Source organism: Nocardia sp. NPDC001965, from assembly GCF_053594175.1.
Window position 1 is genome coordinate 1 of the sequence record NZ_JBSFDZ010000020.1, and the last position, 8232, is coordinate 8232.

The 8232-nt window shown below is 70.1% G+C and carries 8 protein-coding genes; 3 read left to right on the forward strand and 5 right to left on the reverse strand.

What is annotated here, in order from left to right; genetic code table 11:
* Positions 1–91 precede the first annotated feature (91 nt).
* From ACWCPQ_RS24270 to ACWCPQ_RS24280, 3 genes are read right to left on the reverse strand one after another with little or no spacing between them, the layout of a single operon-like run.
* A complete protein-coding gene (locus ACWCPQ_RS24270; RefSeq protein ID WP_449902671.1) occupies positions 92–1117 on the reverse strand; it encodes a sensor histidine kinase in 1026 nt (341 codons plus the stop codon).
* Positions 1107–1820: a response regulator transcription factor gene (locus tag ACWCPQ_RS24275; RefSeq protein ID WP_449902674.1), complete on the reverse strand. Its 714-nt coding sequence runs from the start codon at positions 1818–1820 to the stop codon at positions 1107–1109. The genes ACWCPQ_RS24270 and ACWCPQ_RS24275 overlap by 11 nt, the downstream gene beginning before the upstream one ends.
* Positions 1821–1827: 7 nt before the next feature.
* Positions 1828–3303 (reverse strand): hypothetical protein, encoded by a 1476-nt coding sequence (locus ACWCPQ_RS24280; protein WP_449902676.1) that lies wholly within the window; start codon positions 3301–3303, stop codon positions 1828–1830.
* 113 nt (positions 3304–3416) lie between these two features.
* On the opposite strand from ACWCPQ_RS24280, the gene ACWCPQ_RS24285 reads away from it, so the two are divergent.
* Genes ACWCPQ_RS24285 through ACWCPQ_RS24295 form a run of 3 tightly spaced genes read left to right on the forward strand, consistent with a single transcriptional unit; the run spans position 3417 to position 5445 of the window.
* Entirely contained in the window at positions 3417–4088 is a 672-nt protein-coding gene (locus ACWCPQ_RS24285) for a glycosyltransferase family 2 protein (protein WP_449902679.1), read from the forward strand.
* The gene (locus ACWCPQ_RS24290) at positions 4085–4804 is read left to right on the forward strand and encodes a TIGR04282 family arsenosugar biosynthesis glycosyltransferase (RefSeq protein ID WP_449902681.1); all 720 of its coding nucleotides are present in this window, start codon (positions 4085–4087) and stop codon (positions 4802–4804) included. Before ACWCPQ_RS24285 ends, ACWCPQ_RS24290 begins: the two co-directional genes overlap by 4 nt.
* Positions 4801–5445, forward strand: a complete 645-nt coding sequence (locus ACWCPQ_RS24295) for a methyltransferase domain-containing protein (protein ID WP_449902684.1) — start codon at positions 4801–4803, stop codon at positions 5443–5445. Before ACWCPQ_RS24290 ends, ACWCPQ_RS24295 begins: the two co-directional genes overlap by 4 nt.
* A gap of 6 nt (positions 5446–5451) precedes the next feature.
* Here the strand turns inward: ACWCPQ_RS24295 and ACWCPQ_RS24300 are convergent, their stop codons facing one another.
* Both ACWCPQ_RS24300 and ACWCPQ_RS24305 read right to left on the reverse strand, forming a co-directional pair.
* Complete coding sequence (locus ACWCPQ_RS24300) at positions 5452–5934, reverse strand: nucleoside deaminase (protein ID WP_449902686.1); 483 nt, start codon at positions 5932–5934, stop codon at positions 5452–5454.
* 111 nt (positions 5935–6045) lie between these two features.
* The gene (locus ACWCPQ_RS24305) at positions 6046–7845 is read right to left on the reverse strand and encodes a cutinase family protein (RefSeq protein ID WP_449902688.1); all 1800 of its coding nucleotides are present in this window, start codon (positions 7843–7845) and stop codon (positions 6046–6048) included.
* Positions 7846–8232: the final 387 nt, after the last annotated feature.

Consider the following 8232-nt stretch of genomic DNA (forward strand, 5'->3'; position numbering starts at 1 on the left):
AGCGATCGCCACCCGTTACGACAAGACCGCCACGTCCTACCGCGGGATGCTCGACCTGGCCACCCTGCTCATCTGGCTTTGAGGACACTCTCTAGGCCGAATCGGCCGGCAACCGGATCTCGAACCGGCAACCCACCTCGCGGTTCGCCGCCGTGATCGCGCCTCGGTGCGCCTGCATCAGGCCCGCGGCGATGGCCAGACCCATGCCGCTACCGGTGGGGATCCCGTTATCCGCCACCGGGGAGCGCGCCGCGGTGCCCCGGTAGGCGACCTCGAAGACACGGGGTAGATCGGTGGCCGCTATCCCGGGCCCGGAGTCGTCGACCCGGGTCCAGACGTGGCCGCCGGTCTGCCCGGCGGTGATAACGACCTCGCCGCCGGGCGGTGTATGGGCGATGGCATTCGACACCAGGTTGGCCAGGACCCGGCCCAGCGCCTGATCGTCGGCCGCGACCGGCAGCGGCGCGGCGGGCTGGCTCGCGACGAACCCGACCCCGGCACGATCGGCGGTCGCGCGATGAGCGGCGTAGATCTCGTCGATGAGTTCGCGCAGGTCGAGCGGTTCGAGATCGAGTCGCAAGGCGCCTGCCGAGATCTTGGACATCTCGAAGAGATCGTCGACCATCCGGGACAGCCGCCGGGTCTCCCGGCCGATCTGCTCGGCGTACCGGGCGATATCGGCCGGCTCGGCCACCACACCGTCGCTGAGTGCTTCGGTCATCGCCCGGATCCCGGCGAGCGGGGTCCGCAGATCGTGGCTCACCCATGCCACGAGTTCACGGCGCGACTGTTCGGCTGCACGTTCCTGATCGCGAATTTGTTTCTCCCACACCGTTTTCCGGGCCTGTTCGCGGCCGAGAAGGATCCCGGCCGGAACGGTGACGGCGGCGACCACCAGGAGCACGATGGACGTACGCCGGAATTCCGCGGTGAACATCAATCCGCTGACACCGGTGATTCCGGCCAAGGTGGCCAAGGTCGGGATCAGTACCAGCACCGCCGTACTCCCGGTGAGCGAACGGTTGCGCAGGGCGCGCAGGCCAAGGGCCCCGGCCAGGACCACCGGCAATGAGCAAGCCAGTGTGTATCCGATGATCTCGGGCAGGTCATCGGGCATCGGCACACTCCACAGTGATATCGCCGCGATCCCAGGCGTAGCCGCGACCCCAGACGGTTTCGATGCGGTGCCGGGCACCGAGCTTGGCGCGCAACCGCTTGATATGCACGGTCACCGTCGACAGATCACCGAAATCCCAGCCCCACACCTGTTCCAGCAATCCCTCCCGGCTGAACACCTGTCCGCGATTGCGCAGCAGGAAAACCAGCAGATCGAATTCCCGGCGGGTGAGCGAAACCGGCCTGTCGTCGACGAATACCGTCTGGGCGGCCGGGTGCACGACGACCGGTCCGGCACGCAGGGGCGCCGGGTCCGGTGCCGGTGCGCGGTGGGTGCGGCGCAGCACCGATGCCACCCGTAGCGCCAGTTCACGCGGGCTGAACGGTTTGGTGATGTAGTCGTCGGCGCCGGCTTCCAGGCCCAGTACCCGATCGTCCTCGTCACCCAGCGCGGTGAGCAGAATGATCGGGGTATCCGGACGGATGCCGGTCCGGATCGCCCGGCACAGCTCGACACCGTTGGGTTCCGGCATCATCACGTCCAGTACCGCCAACTCCACCGCGCCCGGCTCACCGGTGCGGGCCAGGGCGGCGTAGGCGGTCCGACCGTCGCCGGCCTCCAGCACGGTCCGCCCGTCCCGTTCGAGGTAGCGGCGCACCACGTCCCGGACCACGGGATCGTCGTCGGCCACGAGTATGCACATGGATACCTCACCAATTCGTCATCAGCAGATGGACCAGAATCAGGGCTCCGGCGGTCTGGACCGCGAGCCAGGGACGAGCATGTCCGCGCGGCAGGAAGGCTGTCGCCGCCAGCAGCCACATATCGAACGGTAACCAGATCCGTTCGGTTTCCGCCTTGCTCAGGCCACTGAGATCGGCGGCGGCGACCGCGCATACCGCGGCGGCGACCAACAGCGCGGCCGGGTCGAGCGCACGTAACCGCGACGGGGCCAGCGTCCGCGGCAGGGCGGCGGCGGTCGCCAGTCCCACCGCGCATACCGTGGCCGCGAGATTGCCCCACCACCAGTAGCCGAAGGGACGCGTGGCGGCGATCCCCTGGTAATACCGCTCGACCACCAGATGGTAGCCGTCGAACCACCAGAAACCGGCGGCCGCGAACCCGGCCACGACGACCAGCGCGCCCAGGAGAGCGGGTAGCAGCGGGCGGACGGATCGAGCCCCGAGCAGTACCGCGGCGGCGATGAGGCCCATCAGGATCAGGCCGTAGTTGAGGAAGATCCCGAATCCGAACAGCACCCCCGCCGCGAACGCTGTCGCTGACGTCGCTCGGCGCGCCACCGGGGGAACGGTTTCCGGGTCCGGCAGCCACCCTGGTGGGTCGATACCCCCGGTCCGGCGTCGCGGATCACGGACCGTGGTGGTCTTCCGGTATGCCGGTGCGGTCCCGGCGGGGTAGGTGGATTCGGCGCCGGCGGCGACCGCGAGCAATGCCACCGCCCAGGCCGTCACACCGGCGAACAGAGCATCGGCGGAAACCGCGACCCAGATCGCCGCGGGGGCCGACACCAGAAAGGGCAGTGCGGAACGGGCGTGTGCTTCGGCCCCGAGGGCACGCAGTGCGACCGCGACCGCAATCGGTGCGCTGCATCCGGCCAGCACACAGACGATCCCCGCCCAGGTGGGGCCCGCGAGGCCGATTCGGTCGAGCAGTACGAAGAACACCAGGGCACCGGGTGGATGACCTGATACATGCGTGGTCCAGGAATCCGGTTGTCCGTCGACGATCCGGTCGGCGAAGGTGCGCAGCGCAGCCGGGATATCGGTGACGCCGGGTACTTCGGCGAGATATTCGTGACCGTCCGCGAGCCGCGCCGTAAACCCCCGCCGCCAACCGTCCACCAGCGCCAGCGCGAATGCCCACAGCACCGCTGTGAGATATCCGATGGTGAGCAGCCGCCGCCAGGGCAGCCGGTCGGCCAGTGCCGGGCCCACTGCGATCACTGCCGCGGCGAGGGCCACAGCGGGGAGAGTGCCCCAGCCGATATGCGGTGACCAGTGGCCGAAAATCGGGGCGGCGGCGGCGAACAGACTGCGCCGCCAGGGTTCGCCGGCCAGTTGCGGGACCGTGAACGCCGATGCCACGAGGATCGCGGCGGCCGCGGCCCCGACCAGTTCGCCCCGGATCCGGGCGCGGGACGCGGTGATCTCGATCGACTCCGGCACAGAGGACACACTAGGCCGATCTGTCTCCGGCAAAGCGTATTCACCAGGTGATCGGACACGGCGTCATGCTTTTGTCACAGGTTTTGCGCTGTTTCGGGCATACCGTGGCACCCATGCCGACAGAGCACCGCGAACCGGCCGGCGTCACCGTGGTGATCCCGTGCCGGAACGAAGCCGAAGCGTTGCCGGTGGTCCTGGCCGCGCTACCGGCCGGATATCAGCCGATCGTGGTCGACAACGGATCGACCGACGACACCGCCGCCGTCGCGACCGGGCACGGTGCCCGCGTGGTCGTGGAACCGCGGCCCGGCTACGGGTCCGCGGTCCAGGCCGGTATCGCCGCCGCCCGGACCGAACTGGTCGCGGTGCTCGACGGTGACGGATCGATGGATCCCGGCGAATTGCCTCTGCTGGTGGCCGAGATCCGGGCCGGTGCCGATCTCGCGGTCGGCCGGCGGCGGCCGGTGAGCGGCGGAATCTGGCCGTGGCACACCCGGCTCGGCAATCGCGTCGTCGCGCGCCGATTGCGCCGCCGGTACGGACTACCGGTGCACGATATCGGTGCGATGCGGGTGGCGGACCGGCAGCGGCTGGAATCGCTGGGGCGGTTGCACGATCGGTTCGGCTACCCGCTGGAGTTGCTCGTCCGGGCCGCCGCCGCGCACTGGGATGTCCGGGAGGTCGATATCAGCTACCGCGCACGGGCCGGTGGGCGTTCGAAAGTATCGGGGTCGGCACGTGGATCGTTGCGGGCCACCCGCGATTTCCTGGCGGTCCTGCGGTGAGCCGGACCGCGGAACCGCCCGCGGCCGGCCGCGCGGATACCGGACCACTGCCGGTGGCGCTGCTGGTGGTCGCCAAGGCACCGGTCGCCGGGTACGCCAAGACCAGGCTGACCCCGCCGCTGACACCGGTGCAGGCGGCCCGGCTGGCCGCCGCCGCACTGCTGGACACCCTCGACACCGTCGCCGCGTGTCCGGTCGCCCACCGCGTGGTCGCGTTCACCGGTGATCCGGCCGCCGCGGAATTCGGCGACGAGATAGCGGCGAAACTGGCGGAATTCGAGGTGATCGCGCAGCGCGGTCCGGATTTCGCGGTCCGGCTGGCGAACGCGCACGCCGATCTCGCCCGGACGGGTCTGCCGGTGTTCCAGATCGGCATGGACACCCCGCAGGTGAGTGCCCGGGTGCTCAGCGATGCGGCCCGGGTGTTGGCCACGGGGGCCGAGGTGTTGCTCGGCCCGGCCACCGACGGCGGCTGGTGGGGGCTGGGCCTGCCCGATCCGCGGGCCACCCGGCTGCTCGCGGAGATACCGATGTCGACCGCGCGCACCGGTGCCGCCACCCGGGCGATCCTGCGCGCCAACGGGTATCGGGTGGCCGCGCTGCCGACGTTCACCGATGTCGACCACTACGCGGATGCCCTGCGGGTCGCCGCCGACTGTTCCGGACGATTCGCCGCGGCGGTGGCGGCCCTCGGCGCGCCGCGAGTCGCCCGGTGATCGGCCGGTTCGATCCCGCGCTGACCGGTCGCGACTGCTGGATCCGTTCGGCCGACGGCGATCGCACCCGGTTACCGACCCGCCGCTGGCTCGGTGGCACCCGGGTCACCGCCGCCGACCAGCATGTGGATTCGGCTCTGGTCGGTTGCTGTGACGGACCGACGGTCGATCTCGGCTGCGGGCCCGGCCGGCTGGTCGAGGCGCTGTGCCGGCGCGGGGTCGTCGCGCTCGGCGTCGATATCTCACCCACCGCGATCGCGGTCACCCGGCATCGTGGCGCACCGGCCGTGGCCCGCGATATCTTCGGCCCGCTGCCGGGCGACGGCCGCTGGCACTACGCATTGCTCGCCGACGGCAATATCGGTATCGGTGGCGACCCGCACCGCATTCTGCGCCGGGTTTCCGGACTGCTCCGGCCGGGCGGTCTGGCGGTCGTCGAATTCTCCTGCCCGGGAACAGGTATCAGCATCCGGCAGATCCGGCTCGAAACCCGCACCGAGGCCGGGGACTGGTTTCCCTGGGCCGAGGCGGGTATCGATCACGCGGCCGGGCTGGCCGACGAGACCGGATTCGATCTGTTGACCACCGCGGATATCTCGGGGCGCCATATCGCCTGGTTACGCAGTGGCGTGCCCGGCTGAACCGGATCAGGTGGGGGCGAAGCACCGCTGATAGAGGGCGCGCATCTCCTGTTCGAATTCGGGCACCGGGCCCTGCGCGACCACACCGGGCACGATCTGCGTGATCGGCAGCGAGGCCACCCGCGTCGGCGGTGCGCCCCATTCGCGCAGCCATCCGGTGAGCTGACCGGTCGAGGTGGCGAACACGATACGGCCGAGACCGACCCAGCCGTGGGCCGCCGAACACATCGGGCAGTGCTCACCCGAGGTGTACACGGTCGCCGCCGCGCGGTCGGCCGGGCTCAGCTGGGCGGCCGCCCAGCGGCAGATCTCGAATTCCGGGTGCCGGGTGGCATCGCCGCCGGAGACCCGGTTGCGGTCCTCGAACAGCACCTCGCCCGACGCGGCGACCAGTTGCGAGCCGAACGGCTGATCGCCCGCGGCCAGCGCCTCGCGGGCGAGATCGACACAGCAGCGCAGATGATCCATATCGTCGGCGGAAATCGTCATGGGCCCATCCTCGCCGATATCGGCGAGGATGTCCGGTGCGACGCCGGGCGATCTGCCCTCGGTACGGGTATCGGCCGGTCGCACGGGGCGACCGGCCGATACCCCGGCGGATCAGCCCGCGGCCGGTACCGGTACGGGAGAAGTGGTGGTCTCTGTGACGGTCGGGTTCGGAGTCACCGAGGTACTGTCCGCCGCGGCCCGGGTGGGTACGGGGCGGGTGGTCGCGGCGACCGGTGGCGTGCTCGGTTCCGGGGCGGCGGGGGCAGTGCCGGTTTCGGTGGGCTCCGCGCCGGGGCGCTGCTGCTCCGTCGGGGTCACCGTGGCCGGCGGCGCGGTGGTGGTATCGGTCGTCGACGGTACCGCCGTCGGCGCCGGCGCGGTGGTCGACGATCCGGTCGCGGTCGACGATCCGGTCGCGGGCTCCGTGGTCACCGGGGCACTCGGCCCGGTCGTCGGCGCCGCGGTCGCCGCTGTGCTCGTCGGATCGGTCGTGGTCTCGGCCGCCGCGCGATAGGCGTCGTCCAGATCCGCGGGCGTGGGCGCCGATTTCGTGTTCACCGGTTCGCCGGCTTGAGCCTGCTTGGCCAGATGGGTGAGCCAGGCCGCCGCGTATTCTGCCGAGGTCAGCGTTTTGCCGTTACCGGGGTCGGCGTCGCGCCAGTAGTCGAAGTGGTGGCCGGTGGCGTTGGGCCCGAGGGTGAGGTTGTAAGGGTCGGACAGGATCACCGGGATGGTGTTCTGGTTGGTGACGATCAACCCGACGATCTCGTTGAGGACCTTCTGCGGCAGATACGCCAGCGGGGACATCTGATCGGTCGAGATGGAATCGGCGGGGGTGGGCGCCGGGGTGGTGGCTTGCCCCGGCTTGTAGGCGGGGTCCGAGACCCGCAGCAGTACCTGGAGGAAGGTTTCGTCACTGGCCATCCAGTTCGGCTGCGACTGGATATCGGCGAGGGCCAGCAGTGCGACCCGGCTGAGGACTACCGCGACATCCTGTCCGGTGGCGGGGGTGAGGCCCTCCCGTTCGAGTGCATCGACGTTCATCTGCCGGGCCACATTCACCACCAGCTGCAGCAGCGAGATATTGTCCGGCGCCGCGCAGGTGAGGTCGCCGTCGGAGCAGAAGGACGCGATCTTGCCGTTCAGCGCGCCGAAATCGCCGCTGGTGCCGGCGACCGCGCCGCGGCCCGGTACCGGGGTGCCGCCGTTCTGGTAGAGCTGGTCGAAGTTGTCCGGGTTGCCGTTGGGGTTCTGGGCGCCGGGGAACGGTCCGTCGCCGGCCGAGCGGCCGGAGTCGGCGAGGATGACCACGCCGGTGACCTTGGCCGGGTCGACAACGGCGTAGCCGCCATCCTGCTGCTCCTGATGGCCGATGTCCATCGCGACCCGGCGCACCACGTCGGCACCTTCGCTGTATCCGACGATCGCGAACTGCGTATCCGGGCAGGCCTGTGCGATCTCCCGCATCACCTGCTGCGTGTTCGCGACACCCGTGGTGACAGCGTCCTCGTAGCTGGCCATGTTCGCGGGATAGGCGATGTACACCGCGGCATACGAGCCGGGGTCCACATCGTCGGCGGGCGCGTTGACCACCGGGTCGACCCATTCACTGCGGTGATCACCGGACAGTGCCGCGGGCAGCGGCTTCCCGTTGGCGTCCACCAGCAGTTTCGTGGTGCCTTCGGCCGGTGTGTCACCGCGGCCCGCCACCGAGATGGTGACCATATCGTGGCATTCGGTGACCGAGGCCTTCAGCTGCGTATCGGCCTGCTGGGCCGGCGAGGTCACCGAGTACGCGGCGGCCACCGCCGCCGCGACGCCGAGCGTGGCGGGGGCGGCGATCGCCGTGGCGAGCCGGTGCTGCGCGAGGTAGGTGCGGCAGCGCACCAGGTAATCACTTCGGAAAGCCATGTCCCGAGCTCCATTCCACTACTGACAAATGGACGGACAGGCCCCCCGACGGGCCATTGCGTCAACAAAGAGTTCGTGGCCCGGGCGCGCAACGTTACGGCGTGCGCAGACGCGGTCCGCGGAGGCGGAGGTATCGCGGGGTGGGTGTGTGTTGGCGGGTGCGCGATGTTGTGGGGTGTGCGGATGTGGTCCGCGGAGGCCGTGGCGGAGGCGGAGGTATCGCGGGGTGGGTGTGTGTTGGCGGGTGCGCGATGTTGTGGGGTGTGCAGATGTGGTCCGCGGAGGCCGTAGCGGAGGCGGAGGTATCGCGGGGTGGGTGTGTGTTGGCGGGTGCGCGATGTTGTGGGGTGTGCAGATGCGGTCCGCGGAGGCCGTAGCGAAGGCGGA